The organism is Microbacterium sp. ARD31 (genome assembly GCF_031844425.1).
Genome location: NZ_JAUZVE010000003.1, coordinates 95,246 through 112,180 on the forward strand (window position 1 = coordinate 95,246; position 16,935 = coordinate 112,180).

The following is a 16,935-nucleotide window of genomic DNA, read 5'->3' on the forward strand; positions in this document are numbered from 1 at the left end:
TCACTCCGCGATGTAGAGGATGTCGCTCGTGCCGCGCTCGCCGCCGTTCGAGGGCTGGTTCACGACCTCGCCGTCGAAGAACATCGTCGACGACCCGCCGCCGTCGAGGTTGTACGCGGTCTCGGCGCCGAGGTCGATCATGATCTGGGCGAGCTCAGTGAGGGTCGCTCCGCGGCTGTAGCCCTCGCTGCGGCCGTCGACGACGACGAAGACGAGATGGTTGTCGTCGATCACGCCGACGGCGGTGCGGGGCTGCTCACCCTGGATCGAATGGTTGCCGACGTTGGTGTCGACCTCGACGTCCTCGATCCCGGCCACGACGGCGCCGTCCTCGACGAGTGCGGGACCGAAGCTGAGGGTGTTCCAGACCCCGTCGGCGAGCAGCTGGTCGGCGCTCGTGGCCGTCTCGTCGTAGACCTGCACCGTTCCGTCGGCATAGAAGGCCAGCCCGGCGCGGGCGGGGGAGTCCCGGTAGACGACCCCGTTGCGGATGACGATGCCGGTGTCGCGGAAGCCGTAGTAGTCGCCGTTGATCGCGAACACGGCGTCGTTGTCCTCGGCGATCCCGCTCGTGGTCTCGGTGATGTTCTCGCCGAACTGATCCTTCGCGAACGCGGAGCGCAACCGGGTCGCGCCCGAGAGGACCACATCGGCGACGTAGTAGGTGAGGGTGTCGTCGCCCGACCCGGTGACGACCTGCGACACGGTGACGGTGGTCTCGCCGTCCGAATAGGTGTCGCCCTCGACGACACCCGCCGGGTTCGTCGCCGACGTCGTCGGCTCGATGGCCGAATTCTCGGCCTCGTACGCCGAGACGTCGGAGATCTCGACGTGCTCGACGAGGAACCGGTCTGCGGCCCACGCCGTGGCCCCTCCGACGGCGAGGGCGACGGTGAGGCCGCCGGCGATGAGGGCGGTCCGAAGATGGCGCGGTTTCGTGGTGTGAGGCATGCCTCCAGGAGTACGGACGCGAGGTCGGGCGGAAGTTGACCGATCCTGAGAACGGGATTAACGACGCCCTCCCGACAGGGCACGGTCAGGCGGTCGCCTCCCCGGCGGATTTCGACGTCTGGTACGACGAGGGCCCTCGTAGCGACTGCGAGTGACGCGGGGTATCACATGGGTCCCGCGGGCGCACGCCCCTGGTCGGCACGGCTCCGCGCTGCGAGCGTCGGAGCATGCCGACCACTCCTGAGTCCACGACCGACGCTCCGCAGACCCGCCCTGGGCAGGCGGCGGATCCCACGCTCGGGGTGGTGTCGCGGCCCGCGTGGCGCGACGACTCCGCCTCGCTCCTGACCCGCGGCTACCGCTTCGGCGATCGCATCTGGCAGCGCGTGCCGCGCGGCGCGCGCTCGGCGCCGATGCGACTGCTGTTCTCCGACGCCCTGCTGGTGCGCGGCGCGGAGGGGGTCGCGGCGTTCTACGACGACGCCCGGGTCTCACGGCACGGCGCCATGCCGCCGTTCATCCAGGAGACCCTCTTCGGGCACGACTCGGTGCACAGCCTCGACGGCGACGAGCACCGGCACCGCAAGGCGACGTTCGTCTCCGCGCTGTACGAGGACGAGCAGGTCGCCCGGCTGCGCCCGCACCTCGAGCGAGAGTGGCGGCACGAGGTCGACGCGTGGATCGCCGGCAGCGAACGGTCGGCGTACGACGCCGCCGTCGGAGCCTTGGGTCGCGCGATCATGCGGTGGGCGGGGCTACCGGGAACCGGCGAGGCGAAGACGCGATGGGCGCGCCGGCAGGCGCAGATCGTCGACGGATTCGGTGTGCCGTACTCCCCGGAGTACCTGCTCGCCGCTCTGAACCGGCGGTGGTCCGACCGTCACGCCGAGCGTCTCATCCGCGCCGTGCGCGCAGGCCGCCTCGACGCGCACCCGGGAACCGCGCTGGCCGCCTGGGCAGGGCACCGCGACAGCGCCGGTGAGCTGCTGCCGGCTCGCCTCGCGGGGGTGGAACTGCAGAACAGCTTCCGCCCGATGATCGCCGTCGCCCGGTTCACCGCCTTCGCCGCGAAGCGGCTGCAGGAGCACCCGGAATGGCGCGAGCGCATCGCCGCGGAGGTCGCCGCGCGGGGATCGCTCGTCGACGGCCCGCTCGCGACCGCGTTCGCACAGGAGATCCGGCGCACGTCGCCGTTCGTCCCGATGCTGCCGGCCTTCGCGACGCAGGACATCGAGGTCGACGGTCGTACGGTCCGCGCCGGCGGGCGCATCGTGCTCGACATCCTCGGCACCGACACCGACGAGGGGTCGTGGGAGCGCGCCGACGTCGTCGATCCCGAGCGCTTCGTCGGTGTCGACGACTACGAGGCGATCACCGCGTTCGTGCCGCACGGGGGTGCGGACGTCGCGACAGGGCACCGCTGCCCGGGCGAGAAGCTCGCGATCGCGGGGCTCGCGGCATCCATCAGCGCTCTGAGCGACCCCCGCCTGGCGATCCTGCCCGCAGGACTCGAGGTGAACGAGCAACGGATGCCGACGAAACCCCGTTCGGGCGGCCGCGTCCGGACCGCGGGATCGACGGGCGGCGCGCGCTGCCCGTTCCACCGGTGAGGCGCGATGCCACGAACCGGGGCCGCGTGCAACCCCCTCTGAACCGGACCGTGTCGGCCGCAGGGTGACCTTCGACCGGGAGGACCACCATGGCCGAGCAGAACACCACGCAGACGACACGCACCGACGCGCCCGACCCCGAGGCGTCGCGCAAGCCCGACTCCGTCGGCGACGTGAAGAAGCGGTCGTGGAAGTACGTCCTGGGCAAGACGATCCGCGAGTTCAGCGCGGACCAGTGCACGGATACCGCGGCGGGCCTCACCTACTACGGGGTGCTCGCGCTCTTCCCGGCCCTCATCGCGATCTTCTCGCTGCTCGGCGTCGTGGGACAGGGGCAGGCGGCCGCCGACGCGGTGCTCGGCATCGTGCGCGATGTCGCGCCCTCCGACACGGCGAGCGCGCTCGAGGGTCCGATCCAGCAGATCGCGTCGTCGCCCGGTGCGGGACTCGCGCTCGTGCTCGGCATCGTCGTGGCGCTGTGGTCGGCTTCGGGGTACGTCGGGGCCTTCTCCCGGGCGATGAACCGGATCTACGAGATCGAGGAGGGGCGCCCGTTCTGGAAGCTGCGCCCGATGCAGCTGCTCGTGACGCTCGTCGCGGTGGTCTCGCTCGCCCTCGTCGCGCTCGGCCTCGTCCTCTCGGGCGACGTCGCCCGAGCGATCGGGGAGACGCTGGGCCTCGGCGACGGCGTGCTGCTCGCGTGGAACATCGCGAAGTGGCCCGTCATGCTCTTCGTCGTCGTGTTCCTGGTCGCGGTCCTGTACTACGCGACCCCCAACGTGAAGCAGCCGAAGTTCCGCTGGATCAGCATCGGCGCGCTCATCGCGATCGTCGTGATGATCATCGCCACCGCCGGGTTCGCCTTCTACGTCGTGAACTTCTCGAACTACGACCGGACCTACGGCTCACTCGCCGGCGTCATCGTGTTCTTGCTCTGGCTGTGGATCGCGAACAACGTGCTGCTGTTCGGCGCGGAGTTCGACGCCGAGCTCGAACGGGGCCGTCAGCTGCAGGGCGGCATCGCCGCCGAGGAGGACATCCAGCTGCCGGCCCGCGACACGCGGAAGTCCGACAAGCAGGCCGCGAAGGAGCAGAAGGACATCGACGAGGGTCGCCGCATCCGCCTCGCCCATGGCGAGGACGAGAACCGATGACGGATGTCGACACTCCCACCCGTCTGAAGCGGGGGATCACCGGGCCGCTGAGGCCGGCGTCAACGGCCGGTGGGCGGGAGCTTCGCCACGCCGTGCCGATTCGGCTCGTCCGGTTCGGCGGCCGTCGCGGGCGACGCGGCGGAACCACCGTGGGGGGAGTCCGTTCCCATGTCGTCGGATTCGCTCATGCCCACACGCTCCGCCGCGAAGGACGGCCGCGGCAGGGGGTTGCGAGCGGCCGGCGACTGTGATGGACGAATCACCTCGCAGCGCCGCAGTGTAAGAGACGGATGCCGGAGGCGCGACCCCCCTCGAACCTCGACCGATGGCGGGCACCATCGAGCAATGCTCGAGCTGCACTACTCCGACGGATACGTCGTCACGACGGGCGCGATCGCCGACGCGGTGCTGCGTTACGCCAAGACCCTCGCCGAGCAGAAGGCCTCCGACCTCATCACGGTGCCCATCGCGACTCCGGAGGGCCCGGCTGTCTCGTCGATGCTCATCGGTCCCGCGAGCCAGCTCTATACGACGCCGCACTCCGGTGCCGCTGCGGACCTCGACGACGAAGCCGCCGTCATGGACCTCCTCAGTCGCAACGACCGTCTCGTGCACCCGCCCGAGACGGTCGGCGAGTACCCGTACGAAGAAGACGACCCCTGGTACGAGGAGTCGTTCTGAGACGCGCACGCCTGCGGGAGCGCAGCCGCCTCGTCCGCGGCTGGCGATTGTGGCGGACGCGGCATCCGGTCACCTTCCGCGACAAGGTCCGCTACAAGATGCTCCGCGACCATCGGCCCCTCGTCGTCACCTTCGCCGACAAGGCGGCCGTGCGCGATTACGTCGCCGATCGTGTCGGCGCGCAGTACCTGCCCGATGCCGCCGTGTTCGATTCGCCGACCGAGCTGCTGACGGCGGAGCTGCCCGACGCGTTCGTCCTGAAACCGACGCACGGGAGTGGGGCGGCGATCATCGTCTCGCCGTCGGCGCCGGTGGACGCGCGCCTGCCCGAGGACGGCAGTTGGGTCTACCGCCACGTCCGGCCCGAGCACGCCCCGCGGGAGCATCTCGTGCGCCTCGCGACGGACTGGCTCTCGCAGCTCTACGGGCAGGGTCCGAACCGGGAGTGGGTCTACGGCCGGGTGCCGCGGCGGATCATCGTCGAGGAGATGCTCGGCGGCCGGACGGACCGCATCCCCGATGACCTCAAGCTCTTCGTGTTCCACGGTCGGGTGCAGTACGTGCAAGTGGATGCGGGGCGCTTCGCCGGTCGCACGCAGGACTTCTTCGACCGCGACTGGACCCATCTGCCGCTGAGCGGCGGTCCGCCGTGGGCCGATCCGACACCGCCGCGGCCGGCGGGCCTCGACGAGATGATCCGCGTCGCCGAGGCGCTCGGTGCGGACACCGACTTCGTGCGCGTCGACCTGTACGACGTCGACGGCCGCATCGTCTTCGGCGAACTGACGAGCTTCCCCGCCGGTGGCGACAGCCCGTTCCACCCGGAGTCCTTCAACACGGAGTTCGGTCGGCACTGGACGGTGCCGAGGCGATATCGATGACCGAGCGCTGGCTCGTGGCCACGACCGAATACGCCGGCGTGACGTCGTACACCGGCGGCATCGGCAGGCACTACGCCGCCCTGTTGCCCGCCCTCGCCGCGCAGGGCGCCGAGATCGACCTCGTGGTGTTCACGGACGGTCCCGAAGAAGCAGCGGGTGCCCCCGGCATCCGTCGCCTGGTCGTCCACCGGACCGGGGGGATGCCGCGGCTCGCGGCGCTCCTGCATCGCCCCCGTGCCCTGCGGCGGGCGTACCTGGCCGACACCTACGACCGCGTCTTCGTGCCGGAGTGGATGGGGCTCGGTGCGCTGCTGCCGCGCGACGCCCCGCTCGTGACGAACCTCGCAACAGGCGTGGACCTCGCGCACGAGATCTCGGGCCTGCGGCTCGCCGACCTCCCGGCATCGAGTCGCCCGGCTGTCGTGCTGCAGAGCCGCCTCGAGGCGCGGCAGGTGCGCCGCTCGGCCGGGATCGTCGCGATCTCGCACGCGATGACCGACCGGGCGGAGCGCATCTGGGGACGGATGCCGCGAGTCGAGGTCGTCCGCAACTGCATCGACGTCGCGGCGGTGCGGCACGCGGCGGCGACGCGCAGGCCGCCGGCGGGCTGGCCGGGTCCGGACGGCCCGATCGTCCTCTTCCTCGGCCGCGCCGAGCGGCGGAAGGGCGTGGTCGACGGCGTCGACGCCTTCGCGCGGGTCGCGCAGCGGCATCCCACCGCCCGCCTCGTGCTGGCCGGTGCCGGGGGAGACGACCGCTTCGAGCCGTCGCGGGCGGCCCTCCTCGACCGGGTGCCGTCCGCGGTGCGCGACCGGGTGACGTTCCTCGGGCACGTGTCGGGCGACGAGTTGTACGGCGCGATCGCGGCCGCTGACGTGGTGATGTGCCCGTCGCGGTGGGAGGGCTTCGGCAACGTGGCCGTCGAGGTGATGGCCGCCGGGGCGCCGCTGGTCGTGACCTCCGGCAGCGGCTTCGACGACTTCTGCACCGATGGCGCCGACTGCCTCATGGTGCCGCCGGCCGACCCGGAGGCCCTCGCGGCCGCGCTCGCCGCCGTGCTCGACGACCCGGGCACCACCCGCCGCCGCGCGGCGCACGCCGCTGCGGGGGTCGACCGCTTCGCCCCCGCGCCGGTGGCGGCTGACCTCCGGGCGGCCGTCGACCGGGTGCTGTCGCGCGCGGCCATCCCGGCGTAGGGTCGCGCTGTGCGCCCCCTCCGGTACTCGATCAACGTCACCCTCGACGGCTGCGGTCGAGGGCTTCTAGGGCACGCGGCGCCAGCCCGCGGCATCCCGCGTCACCGCGCCGCCCCGCTCGAACGCGTCGAGCCAGCCGGTCATGGGCCACTCGCCCCAGCGCGCGGCGAACAGCGCCCCGTTGCGGAGGATGTCGTCGAGGTGCTGCCAGGGCGGCGAGGTCGTCGGGTGGTACTGGTGGTACGCGTGGGCGCCACCCGTCCACACGAGGGGCACCTCGTGCTCGCGCATCCGGAACGCGAAGTCGGTGTCCTCGCCGCCGTACCCCTCGTACGCCTCGTCGAAGCCCCCGATCCGTCGCCACGTCGCGGGGGAGAGCGCGAACGACAGCGACCAGAACAGCGGGTACTCGCCGGCCGTCGCGGTCCGTTCCGCCTCGTCCGGCGGCATCGGCCGCGCCGGGTGGGGGGAGGTGAGCGCGGCGAGCTGCGCCGAGTCGGATGCCGACACCCCCTCGGCGAGGTACGTCACCGGCCCGCACAGCACGGCGTCCGGGTGACGGACGGCGGCCTCCCGATAGCGACGCACGAGATCCGGGCCGGGCACGCAGTCCGCGTCGAGGAAGACGAGCAGGTCGGCGCCGTCGGCGGCGGCCGCGCCCGCGTTCCGGGCGGCGGCGAGGCGCAGCCCGTCCGCGCCGGGCGGGACCCGCAGCACGGTCTCGGCGTCCAGATCGGGTGGATCCTCGTCCCCGATCCACACCACGACACGACGCACGTCGGGTGCTCCGGCGAGGGCCCGCAACTGCACCCGCAGGTGCGCGAGCCGGGGGCTCGAGCACAGGCTCACGACGGCGACGCTCATCGCCGACCGCGCATCGTGTCGGTGATCGCGGCGGCGGCGCGCTGCGGCGCCCCCGCGACCTCCCAGCGCTCCCACTCCGGCCGCGCGGTCGCCGCCCGCTCGATCAGGTCGGGCCACTGCTCCGCGGTCGGCCACGAGTCCTCGACCTGCGCGAGGTCCGCGCGCCGGAGCGCGCGTCCCGTCTCGCGCTGCTCGTCGAACGGCCGGTCCTGCGGGATCACGACCGCCGACGCCCGGGCCGCCGCCAGATCGGCGACCGCGTTCTGGCCGGCCCACGACACGACGACGCCCGCGGTCGCCAGCACCGGCCACGGATCGTCGGCCCACGCGCCGTCCCCGAGCGCCCGCCACGGCCGGCCGGTGGCCTTCTCGGCATCCCGGATCGCGGCCGGCCCGACGCTCCCCCCGCTCGCGAGCAGCACCACCTCGTCCGAGCGTGGCCCGTCCGCGGCCCGCGCGGCGAAACGGCTGATCCCGCCCGTGTGCACGACCTTGTCGCCGAGCGCCTCGAGGTGCGGGGGCGAGAGGATGCCGCGGGCCCACGGTGCGATCACGGTGTCGGCGGCGGCGAATCCCAGCAGGTGCGGCCGATCGATGCGGTGACCCGGCTGCGTGACGACGACGGTCCGCAGCCCCAGCAGGCGCGCGAGCAGCGTCACCTCGACCGAGGTGTCGACGACCATCCCGTCCCAGTGCCGTTCCGCCGCGGCGGCAGCGATGACCGAGAGGCGGGTGCGGTGCCCGACGTGCCCGATCGGGGCCCAGTGCAGCATCCCGTCCACCGTCGGGTCGATCGGCGGGCCGCCGTCGTCGTCGCGGTCGAGTACGGTCCAGGTCCAGCCGGACGGCAGGCCCGCGGGCGCCGCGAGGCTGCTGACGGCGTCGACCTCGGCATCCAGGTGCGGTGCGATCGCGAGCAGCCGGGTCAGGTGCCCGCGGCCGTGGTGGTGCACGTACCAGCCGAGCCGGGGCGTCCGCCCGGTCACGCGGCGGTCTCCGTCGCGAGCATCCGCGCGAACGTGGCCTCGAGGGCGTCGATGCGCGCGTCGAGCGAGAAACGGCGCTCCGCCGTCTCGCGCACGACGGCACGGAACGCGGCATCCTTCCCGCTCGGCAGCACGGCCGCGGCCCGCTCGGTCATCGCGAGGACGTCGCCGGGCGCCACGAGCTGCATCCCCATCGTCGCGGCCGCGATCTCGGGAACGCCGCCGACCGCGAACCCCACCACCGGCGTGCCGCACATGAGCGCCTCGGGTCCGACCAGCCCGAACGGCTCGGCCCAGGCAGGGGTCGCCAGGGCGAGCCCGCTCCGCCCGACGAGCTCCGCGAGCGGTCCGGGCGAGAGCTCGCCGGCGTACTCGACCGCGCCGTGGACGCCCGGCAGGAGCACCTCGCGCGCGTACGACTCGTCGCCGATCCGGCCGGCGATCACGAGGCGGCGACCGAGCCGGCGCGCGACCTCGACGGCGACGTGGGGTGCCTTCTCGGGGACGATCCGGCCGAACCACACGAGGTCGTCGCCCCCGGGGCCGAGCGGCCACGCGGCCGGGTCGACGCCGTTCGGCAACAGCTCCGAGGGCACACCCGCGGCATCCCACTGCCCTTTCGTGTGCGAACTCACCGCGAGGAACCGCGACCCCGCCCCTCCCGCGGCGACGTGGGCGGCCACGGCGGCGGCGTCGACCGGCGTGTGCAGGGTCGTCACCATCGGCACGCCGAGGGTGTTCGCGCGGCGCAGCGGCAGGGGGTCGAGGCAGTGGTTCGAGACGACGTCGTACCGCCCGGGATGGCGGGCGATCACGCTGAGCGCACGGTCGAGCGCCGGGGCGCTCTCGCGGTGGTAGCTCTCGGGCCACGTCTTGTCGGTCGGTGCGGCATCGCCCGGCCACACCACCGGCGGCAGCCGGAATGCCGCCTCGTCGGGCAGGAAGTCCGACCCCTCGGGGGCGATGAAGGTCACCTCGTGCCCGCGGCCGCGGAGCGCGTCGACCTCGGCCCAGACGGCGGACTCCAGACCGCCCGCGTGCGGGCGCCGGATCGGGAAGCGCAGCGGGGCGATCACGACGATGCGGAGCGGACGGGCGCTCACGCGGTGCGGCTCTCGAGCAGGTGCCGGTAGAGCTCCGCGTGACGCTCGGCGATCGCGGTATCCGTCACGGCGCGCAGCGCCCGGCGCTCGTCGACGAGGGCGTCGCGCGCGGCGCTCGCCGGACGCGCCGACGGGGCGACCCACAGGCCGGCGAGGGCCTGCGCGAGCTTCGCGGCGTCGCCGGGCGCGAACGAGGCGACCGTGTCGTCGGCGTGCTGCTCGGCGAAGAACCCGATCCGCGGGGCGGCGACCGGGACGCCCAGGTCCCAGCACAGCTCGAGCCATCCCGAGTGCGTGCCGTGCCGGTAGGGCAGCACGCACGCGTCGAGCCTCGCGAGGGCCGCGAACAGCTCGTCGTCGGCGAGACGCTCGTGCTCGACGAGGTCGAGGACAGCGGATGCCGCGCACAGCGCGCGCACCTCGGCTGCGGCATCCGCGTCCCGCACCCGACGGTGCAGACGCACCTCGCCGCGGACGTCGTGGCCCGCGTCGCGCAGGGCGGTGAGCGCGGCCTCCAGCGCCCGGACCGTGCCCGGCCCGTCGACGCTCGGCCGGAGGTCCTTCAGGTGCACGCCGACGACGCGGACCGCGCCGAGCGCCGGTTCGATCGTGGCGGATCGCGGCAGGACCGACGGATGCGGGATGACGGTCGCGAGCCGGCCCCAGCGCTCGCGCACCGCGCGGGCGGCGCCGACCGTGAGGGTCGTGACCGCGTCGGCGCCCGCCATGAGCTCGTCGAGCTGGGCGAGGTAGCCCGAGTCGTCGGCCAGCTGTGGGTGCTCGAGGTCGTGCAGCGTGTAGACGACGGGCCAGCCGACGGCGTGGGCGGCCTCGAGGCACGCGGTCAGGTGTCCGGGCGGGAACGACTCGGTGCCGAAGTGGATGTGGAGGAGCGATGCGGCATCGGCGTGCGCACGGATCCAGGTCGGGTCGAGGGCGGCGGGCGGCCACCACACCGCGGGGTCCGCTCCGGGGGCGACGGGGTCGGGGAGCACGCTCACACGCGGATCCGCCGTCGTCTGCCGGACGTACGGGTGGCCGGCGGGGACCGAGACGATCGTGATCGCTCCGGTCCTCTCCGCACCCGCGGGGGCGACGATCGGCGTGCTCGTGTCCACTGTTCTCCCTTTGACGGCGTCGCGCCGACCGAGAAGTGGGTGCGCGGGAACGCCCCGACCGTAGGCGCGTCATGCGTCGGATCGAGGGGGCTTGACCTCGCTCCCCCGGGCGGATAACCATGCCGGGTGATCTCTGCGCCTCCGCTCCTGCTCGTCCTCGGTCCGGAGGGGCACGGTGTCACGCGGTACGGCGACGATGTCGCCCGCGCCGTCGGGGCCCTCCGTCCCGGCGCGCGGACGGTGCGCGTCGCGGACGTCGCCGCCGGCGACCGGGCGCTCGCCGGGCTCGACGCGGGTGCGCGCGTGCACCTCCACGCCACCGACCGCCTCTTCGGCAGCACGCCCGAGGACGCCGCGGACGTCGTCGAACGCTGGGCCGAGCGGGTGCGGCTGACCCTCACGCTCCACGACGTGCCCCAGCCCTCCGACGGCACGATGTTCGAGCGCCGCCGCGCCGCCTACGCGCGGATGGTCGCCGCGGCCAGCCGGGTCGCCGTCAACAGTCGTCACGAGCAACTGCTCATGGACGAGTCCCTGCCCGGGGTCACCCGCGCCGAGGCGATCGCGCTCGGGGCGCGCACCGGCATCCCGCCGTCGCGCCCCGGCGAGGCGACGCGCGACCTGCGCGTCCTCATCGCCGGCTTCGTCTACCCCGGAAAGGGTCACCGTCCCGCCGTGGTCGCGGCGGCCCGGGCCGCCGACGAGCTCCTCCGCCGGGGCGAGGACGTCGGCGACGTCGCGGTGCGCGCGATCGGCGCGCCGTCGCGCGGCCACGAGGAGGACGTCGTCCGGTTGCGGGCGGATGCCGCCGAGCTCGGCGTCGCGTTCGAGGTCACCGGATTCCTGGGCGACGACGCCTTCGCCGCCGAGCTGCTCGCCCCCGGCATCCCCCTCGCGGCACACGAGCACGTGTCGGCCTCGCGGTCGATGCTGGACTGGGTCGAGGCGGGCCGCCGCCCGCTGGTCGTCGACTCGCGCTACGCCGCCGAGATGGATGCGCTCCGCCCCGGCACGCTCGCCCGCTACGCCCCCGACGAGCTCGCCGCCCGCCTCGTGGACGCCTGGCTCGATCCGACGTCGACGCGGCTGGCTCCCGGTGCCTCGCTCGCGCCGACGCTCGACGACGTCGCCGCGTCGTACCTCGCCTGGTGGGCGGCCTGATGCCGGAGGGTATCGCCCTGCCGGGCAACCGCTGGGACCTGCTGGACGGACGGGAGGCGACACCCACCGTCTCGGTCGTCGTCGCGCACTACGAGCAGCCCGCGCAGTTGGCGCGGTGCCTCGCGGCCCTCGCCGGCCAGGACCACCCCCGAGACCGCCTCGAGGTGATCGTCGCGGACGACGGCTCGGCCGTGCCGCCGCGGGTGCCGGCGGGCGTCCGGCTCGTCCGGCAGGCCGACGAGGGATTCCGCCTCGCCGCGGTGCGGAACCTCGGCGCGGCGCACGCGACGGGGGAGGTGCTCGTCTTCCTCGACGCCGACACGGTCCCCGAGCCCGGCTTCGTCCGAGAACTGACGCGGATGCCCGGGCTCGCCCCGGACGTCGTCGCGGTCGGGCGACGGCGCCACGCCGACCTCGCGGACGCTCCCGCCGTCGCCGACGTGCGCGGGGTCGTCGCGGGGCGGGAGCTCCCCGAGCCCGCATGGCTCGCCGACGCCTACCGGTGGTCGCGCGATCTGCTCGACGCCGACGACCGCAGCTACCGCCATACGATCGGCGCCGTGCTCGCGTGCTCGCGGACGATGTTCGCGGCCGCCGGCGGTTTCGACGAGTCATTCCGGGCCTACGGCGGGGAGGACTGGGAGTGGACATACCGCGCGTGGCTGCGGGGAGCGGTGCTCGCGCACGTGCCGTCCGCGGTGGCGTGGCACGACGGTCCGGATGCGGGTGCGCGCGAGGGGACGGGCCAGGCGGACCGGAACGCCGAGGCGATGCTGCTGTCGGAGCTGATCCCGGTGCCGTGCTCGCGACCCCGCGGGCTGCCGACTATGCGGGTCGACATCGCCGTGACCGCGCCGGAGGGCGCCTCGGAAGCCGCCGCGTTCGTGAGCGTCGACTCCGTCGTGGCGGCGGTGCCCGGATCCGCCGCCGTCGACGCCGCGGACCTGGCGGCAGGGCGCGGCGTGCTCGATCGGGTGCGGCTGCACCTCGAGATCGTGCGACCGGTCCGCGCGGCCGCGGGCCTTCACGCGGTCGTGGAGCGGGTCGTCCAGGAGGGCCTCGGCGTCGCGAGCCTCACCGGTGAGGACGGCGCGGTGCTCCTCCGCATCCGTTCCCTCCGGGCCGCGGCGCGCGAGGCGCGCTGGGAGCGGGACGACCTGTTCCCCCGCACGACGGAGACCGCGGACGCAGTGCGCGCGCTGGTCGGCGAGCCCGATGTCGCCGCGTACCTCGGCGGGTGGGGCTGAACACCCACGGGATTCACAGAGCGGGTCGCCTTGTGCCCGCCGCCCCCGTCTGGTTTCATAGCCGCGGGGACACCGGTCGTGCCCGCCTGGGGAGGCGAGCACAACGGCGACGAGTGGGATCGTCGACGGCGCCGGTCTACCGTCCGCACCTCTTGCTCGGGGTGTGGGCGTTGCGGGGGAGAGCATGGGGACTGCGGGGACACTCGGCGTACACCGGACGGGTCCGACGCGCATCGACGCGCGTGCGACCACCGCGCGACCGCGCCTTGCCACGGCCGTCCGGACGCCGTACGCCGCCCCGGTCCTGCGAGCGCCGCGCGTCGCCATCCGACTGACGGAGCGCTCCGAAACACTTCCGCAGCTCTGCGCTCGCTCGGCGACCGCAGTGCGGGCACATGACATCGCGGACGGCCCTCGAAGGGTCGCCGCGAGACGACACCGGTGCGGCGGCGATCGCCCCCACCGGTGGACGGCAGCAGCCGTCGGGGGGCGCTCGTGGGGAGCGTGATCCGTGGGGGGAATCCGGGGGACGAAGTGAAGAGACGACTGAATGTCGCCGTGATCGGCGCGGGATATTGGGGGCCGACCCTGGCGCGCACGCTGCGTGCCAGCCGTGAGTGGAGCCTCGCCGCCATCTGCGACCTCGACATCGACCGCGCGCGCCGCGCCGCGGACGCCGTGGGCGGTGCCCGGGTCGTCCCCGAGCTCGATTCCGTGCTGGCCGACCCGCAGATCGACGCCATCGCGATCGCGACGCCCGCATCGACCCATCACGAGATCGCGATGGCCGCGCTCGAGGCCGGCAAGCACGTGCTGGTCGAGAAGCCGCTCGCCGACACCCAGCAGCGCGGCGAGGAGATGGTCGGGCGGGCATCCGAACGCGGCCTCGTGCTGATGGCCGACCACACGTCCTGCTACACGCCCGCGGTGCTGAAGATGCGTGAGCTGATCGCGAGCGGCGAGCTCGGCGACATCCTGTTCATCGACAGCGTGCGCATCAACTTCGGTCTCGTGCAGCCCGACGTGGACGTCTTCCGCGACCTCGCTCCGCACGACCTGTCGATCATGGACTTCGTGCTGCCGGGTGGCCTGCGGGCGACCTCGGTGTCGGCGCACGGATCCGACCCGTTGAACACCGGCAAGTCGTGCATCGGCCACCTCGCGATGCCGCTCGCGGGCGGGGCGATGGCGCACGTGCACGTCAACTGGCTGAGCCCGACCCGTACGCGCCGCATGGTGATCGGGGGCACCCGCCACACCCTGGTGTGGGACGACCTGAACACGCAGCAGCGGCTCACCATGTACGACCGCGGCGCGGACGTCGCATCGATCTCGCGCGCGACCGCGAAGGAGCGACGGGAGGTCAGCATCCCGTACCGGGCGGGCGCGACGCGCGCGCCGGCGCTCGAGGAGCGGGAGGCGCTCACGCTCGTCGTGAGCGAGTTCGCCGCCGCGATCCGTGAGAAGCGCGCCTCGCGCACGAGTGGCGCGTCCGGGCTCCGGGTGCTGTCGATCCTCGACGCCGCCGCGGGCAGCCTGGCGGCCTTCGGTGCGCCGCATCCGATCCCGCACGCCCGCTCCTCTGCCGTGGTGGCGGCATGAGCCGGTCGCGCCGCCACGGGCGGGCCCACCATGGCTGAGTGGGAGATCGGCGTCGACGCCCCCTGGTTGGGCCAGGCCGAGCTGAACGCGGTCGCCGAGGTCATCGCGAGCGGCTGGGTGGGGCAGGGCCCGAGGGTGGCGCGCTTCGAGCAGGACTTCGCCGGTCTCGTCGACGCGAACTACGCCGTCGCGACCGCCAACGGCACCGACGCCCTGCATCTCGCCCTGCTCGTCGCAGGGGTGCGGCCCGGCGAGGACGTCGTCGTCCCGTCGTTGGCATTCATCGCCACCGCGAACGCCGTGCGCTCGGTAGGGGCGACACCGGTGTTCGCCGACGTCGATCCGGTCACCGGGACCGCGACCGCTGCCATGGTCGAGCGTGCCCTCACCCCGACGACGACCGCGGTCATCGTCGCGGACCACGGGGGCTCTCCCGTCGACCTGCAGAGCATCCGCGACGTCACGGACCCGCTCGGGATCGTCGTCATCGAGGACACGGCCGGCGGTGTGGGCTCGACCTGTCGCGGCCGCCCCGTCGGTGCCGCGGCCGAGATCGCCACCTGGTCGTTCGACGGCCGCGCGATCCTGACGACGGGTGACGGCGGCATGCTCACCACGACGCACGCTGCCTGGGCGGCGCGGGCGCGGCGGCTGCGCGAGCACGGCATGATCACCCCGTCCGCCGATCCGCATCCCGGCTCGGTGCCGCCGGCGGAGGAGTACCGGGAGGTGGGTGGGGACTCGCGCCTGACCGACCTGCAGGCCGCCGTGGGGATCGTTCAGCTCGGTCGCCTGCCCGAGATCGTGCGCCGCCGTCGGCAGATCGCCGACCGGTACCGCGACGGGCTCCGGGACGTGCGGGGGCTACGTCTCGCGGCGGACCCCGCGTGGGGAACGGGCAACGTCGGATCGTTCTGGGTCGAGGTCGAGGACGCGTATCCGGTCGACCGCGACGGACTGCTCGCCGCGCTCGCCGCCGCCGGCATCGCCGTGCGACGGGGCGGCTCGGCGATCCACCGCCACGCGCCGTACCGTGCGCTGACACCTCCCGACGGGCTTCCCGGGTCGGAGCGGTTCGCCGATCGCACACTCGCCCTGCCCGTCTCGCGCACGCTCACGGTCGCGCAACAGGATCAGATCGTGGCGATCCTGCACGACCCGGGCGCACCCGCGCTCGCGAACGCGCAGACGGTGACGCGCACGGGTCGCTGAGCGAGGCGCTGCCGTCGCTGAGCGAGGCGCTGCGGGTCGCTGAGCGAGGCGTTGCGCGCTGCGGTCGCTGAGCTGGGGCATCCCGCTCAGCGCCGGGCGCCGCGGTGCGTCGCGGGCTGACGGTCCGTGGCGCGCCCAGGCGGCAGAGCGGTCGTGGAAGAGCCGGCGCTCGGGCCGCGCCGGCTGATCCACCAGGCGGGCACGGACGGACGGGGGGGAGGTCCGGCCGTGCCCGCGTGCGGGTGACGGTTCACGCGTCATGAGGAGCCGAGGATCGGCGGACGGCCTGGGAGGCCGGGGGTCCCTCGACGAGGTACCGCTTCGCCCATCGCTTCGGCTCGAGCGCGAGCCGCCACATCTTGTCGAGTCGTCCGCGCGCGCCGTCGGCAAGGATGCGCGGGACTCGATCGGTCAGAAGATCGCCGAGTGCGTCCACAGCGATCAGGGCGCGTGCGCCCGTCAGTTGGCCGTAGGTGCCGATCCAGTCCGTCTGCCGGTGCGTCTGCAGGCAGACGACCACGAGGTCGGCCTCGGCGTGCCGGATCTGTTCGGCGATGTCGAGGGAGGTCTCCCGCGATCGGATCGCGGTGTGCACCGGCGTCCAGTGGCCGATGAGGGCCACGCCGGGTCGGTCGGCGACCATGCGCCGGTGAAGCTCCTCGCGCTGGGCGGGTGAGCCGCCGACGACGGCGACGCGCCAGTGTGCCGCGTCGGCATGCTCCAGGAGGGCGCCGGGCGTCAGACCGCCGGGCGTCGAGCGCTCGCGCAGGCCCTCAGCAGGGTACGGGGCGACGGGCGATGCCGGCGACGGGGTGCGGCGCTCAGCGACAGCTGCGGAGTGCGGCGCGGGCGCAACAAGGCGCATGTGCATCAGCGGACCGCCCTCGCGGTCGGGGTGATGCCGCCGGAGACCGTGGTGCGGCCACGGCTCCGGCGGCGATCACGCGGGCCCCGGAGTGCCTCGCGCACCGATGGTCTCGTCGGATCGACGAGCGCGTCACGCAGACGCGCACCCCTGTTCCGTTCTGTCCCCATGAACGTTCCATCCCCCGAAAAACATCGACGCAAGTGTGGCTCGCGTCCCCCGATGTGCGGATCCGATCCGCGATTCCGCGTGTGCGGCGCCGCCCCCCAGCGACACCGCTCGATGCACCGACCCCTCGGCGCAC

Annotated in this window: 16 protein-coding genes; 9 read left to right on the forward strand and 7 right to left on the reverse strand. The window is 73.7% G+C overall.

Features of this window, described 5'->3' with window-relative positions; all coding sequences use genetic code 11:
• Positions 1-951 carry a phosphodiester glycosidase family protein gene (locus Q9S36_RS10925; RefSeq protein ID WP_311285167.1) on the reverse strand — a complete coding sequence of 317 codons (951 nt, stop codon included), beginning with the start codon at positions 949-951 and terminating at the stop codon, positions 1-3.
• Between the two features lie 227 nt (positions 952-1,178).
• Between Q9S36_RS10925 and Q9S36_RS10930 the strand changes: the two genes are divergently transcribed.
• Together Q9S36_RS10930 and Q9S36_RS10935 are read left to right on the forward strand one after the other, a co-directional pair.
• A complete protein-coding gene (locus Q9S36_RS10930) occupies positions 1,179-2,561 on the forward strand; it encodes a cytochrome P450 (RefSeq protein WP_311285168.1) in 1,383 nt (460 codons plus the stop codon).
• Between the two features lie 89 nt (positions 2,562-2,650).
• Positions 2,651-3,715: a YihY/virulence factor BrkB family protein gene (locus tag Q9S36_RS10935; protein WP_311285169.1), complete on the forward strand. Its 1,065-nt coding sequence runs from the start codon at positions 2,651-2,653 to the stop codon at positions 3,713-3,715.
• A 59-nt stretch (positions 3,716-3,774) separates the two neighbouring features.
• Here the strand turns inward: Q9S36_RS10935 and Q9S36_RS10940 are convergent, their stop codons facing one another.
• Positions 3,775-3,903: a hypothetical protein gene (locus Q9S36_RS10940; RefSeq protein ID WP_290440310.1), complete on the reverse strand. Its 129-nt coding sequence runs from the start codon at positions 3,901-3,903 to the stop codon at positions 3,775-3,777.
• A gap of 157 nt (positions 3,904-4,060) precedes the next feature.
• Between Q9S36_RS10940 and Q9S36_RS10945 the strand changes: the two genes are divergently transcribed.
• Genes Q9S36_RS10945 through Q9S36_RS10955 form a run of 3 tightly spaced genes read left to right on the forward strand, consistent with a single transcriptional unit; the run spans position 4,061 to position 6,473 of the window.
• A complete protein-coding gene (locus Q9S36_RS10945; RefSeq protein WP_253034544.1) occupies positions 4,061-4,396 on the forward strand; it encodes a hypothetical protein in 336 nt (111 codons plus the stop codon).
• A 47-nt stretch (positions 4,397-4,443) separates the two neighbouring features.
• Positions 4,444-5,277, forward strand: a complete 834-nt coding sequence (locus tag Q9S36_RS10950; protein WP_311285170.1) for an ATP-grasp fold amidoligase family protein — start codon at positions 4,444-4,446, stop codon at positions 5,275-5,277.
• Positions 5,274-6,473 carry a glycosyltransferase family 4 protein gene (locus Q9S36_RS10955; RefSeq protein WP_311285171.1) on the forward strand — a complete coding sequence of 400 codons (1,200 nt, stop codon included), beginning with the start codon at positions 5,274-5,276 and terminating at the stop codon, positions 6,471-6,473. The genes Q9S36_RS10950 and Q9S36_RS10955 overlap by 4 nt, the downstream gene beginning before the upstream one ends.
• 66 nt (positions 6,474-6,539) lie before the next feature.
• On the opposite strand, the gene Q9S36_RS10960 is transcribed toward Q9S36_RS10955, so the two are convergent.
• From Q9S36_RS10960 to Q9S36_RS10975, 4 genes are read right to left on the reverse strand one after another with little or no spacing between them, the layout of a single operon-like run.
• Complete coding sequence (locus tag Q9S36_RS10960) at positions 6,540-7,337, reverse strand: galactosyltransferase-related protein (protein WP_311285172.1); 798 nt, start codon at positions 7,335-7,337, stop codon at positions 6,540-6,542.
• Positions 7,334-8,323, reverse strand: coding sequence for a hypothetical protein (locus Q9S36_RS10965; RefSeq protein ID WP_311285173.1), 990 nt, complete (start codon positions 8,321-8,323; stop codon positions 7,334-7,336). Before Q9S36_RS10965 ends, Q9S36_RS10960 begins: the two co-directional genes overlap by 4 nt.
• The gene (locus tag Q9S36_RS10970) at positions 8,320-9,426 is read right to left on the reverse strand and encodes a glycosyltransferase (protein ID WP_311285174.1); all 1,107 of its coding nucleotides are present in this window, start codon (positions 9,424-9,426) and stop codon (positions 8,320-8,322) included. The genes Q9S36_RS10965 and Q9S36_RS10970 overlap by 4 nt, the downstream gene beginning before the upstream one ends.
• On the reverse strand, positions 9,423-10,544 hold the full coding sequence (locus Q9S36_RS10975; protein WP_311285175.1) for a hypothetical protein: 1,122 nt from the start codon (positions 10,542-10,544) through the stop codon (positions 9,423-9,425). Before Q9S36_RS10975 ends, Q9S36_RS10970 begins: the two co-directional genes overlap by 4 nt.
• 126 nt (positions 10,545-10,670) lie before the next feature.
• Between Q9S36_RS10975 and Q9S36_RS10980 the strand changes: the two genes are divergently transcribed.
• From Q9S36_RS10980 to Q9S36_RS10995, 4 genes are all read left to right on the forward strand, one after another.
• Complete coding sequence (locus Q9S36_RS10980) at positions 10,671-11,705, forward strand: hypothetical protein (protein ID WP_311285176.1); 1,035 nt, start codon at positions 10,671-10,673, stop codon at positions 11,703-11,705.
• Positions 11,705-12,952: a glycosyltransferase gene (locus Q9S36_RS10985; RefSeq protein WP_311285177.1), complete on the forward strand. Its 1,248-nt coding sequence runs from the start codon at positions 11,705-11,707 to the stop codon at positions 12,950-12,952. Before Q9S36_RS10980 ends, Q9S36_RS10985 begins: the two co-directional genes overlap by 1 nt.
• Before the next feature lie 534 nt (positions 12,953-13,486).
• The gene (locus Q9S36_RS10990) at positions 13,487-14,554 is read left to right on the forward strand and encodes a Gfo/Idh/MocA family oxidoreductase (RefSeq protein WP_311285178.1); all 1,068 of its coding nucleotides are present in this window, start codon (positions 13,487-13,489) and stop codon (positions 14,552-14,554) included.
• A gap of 30 nt (positions 14,555-14,584) precedes the next feature.
• Positions 14,585-15,766 (forward strand): DegT/DnrJ/EryC1/StrS family aminotransferase, encoded by a 1,182-nt coding sequence (locus Q9S36_RS10995; protein WP_311285179.1) that lies wholly within the window; start codon positions 14,585-14,587, stop codon positions 15,764-15,766.
• 250 nt (positions 15,767-16,016) lie between these two features.
• Here the strand turns inward: Q9S36_RS10995 and Q9S36_RS11000 are convergent, their stop codons facing one another.
• Positions 16,017-16,631: a WecB/TagA/CpsF family glycosyltransferase gene (locus Q9S36_RS11000; RefSeq protein ID WP_311285180.1), complete on the reverse strand. Its 615-nt coding sequence runs from the start codon at positions 16,629-16,631 to the stop codon at positions 16,017-16,019.
• Positions 16,632-16,935: the final 304 nt, after the last annotated feature.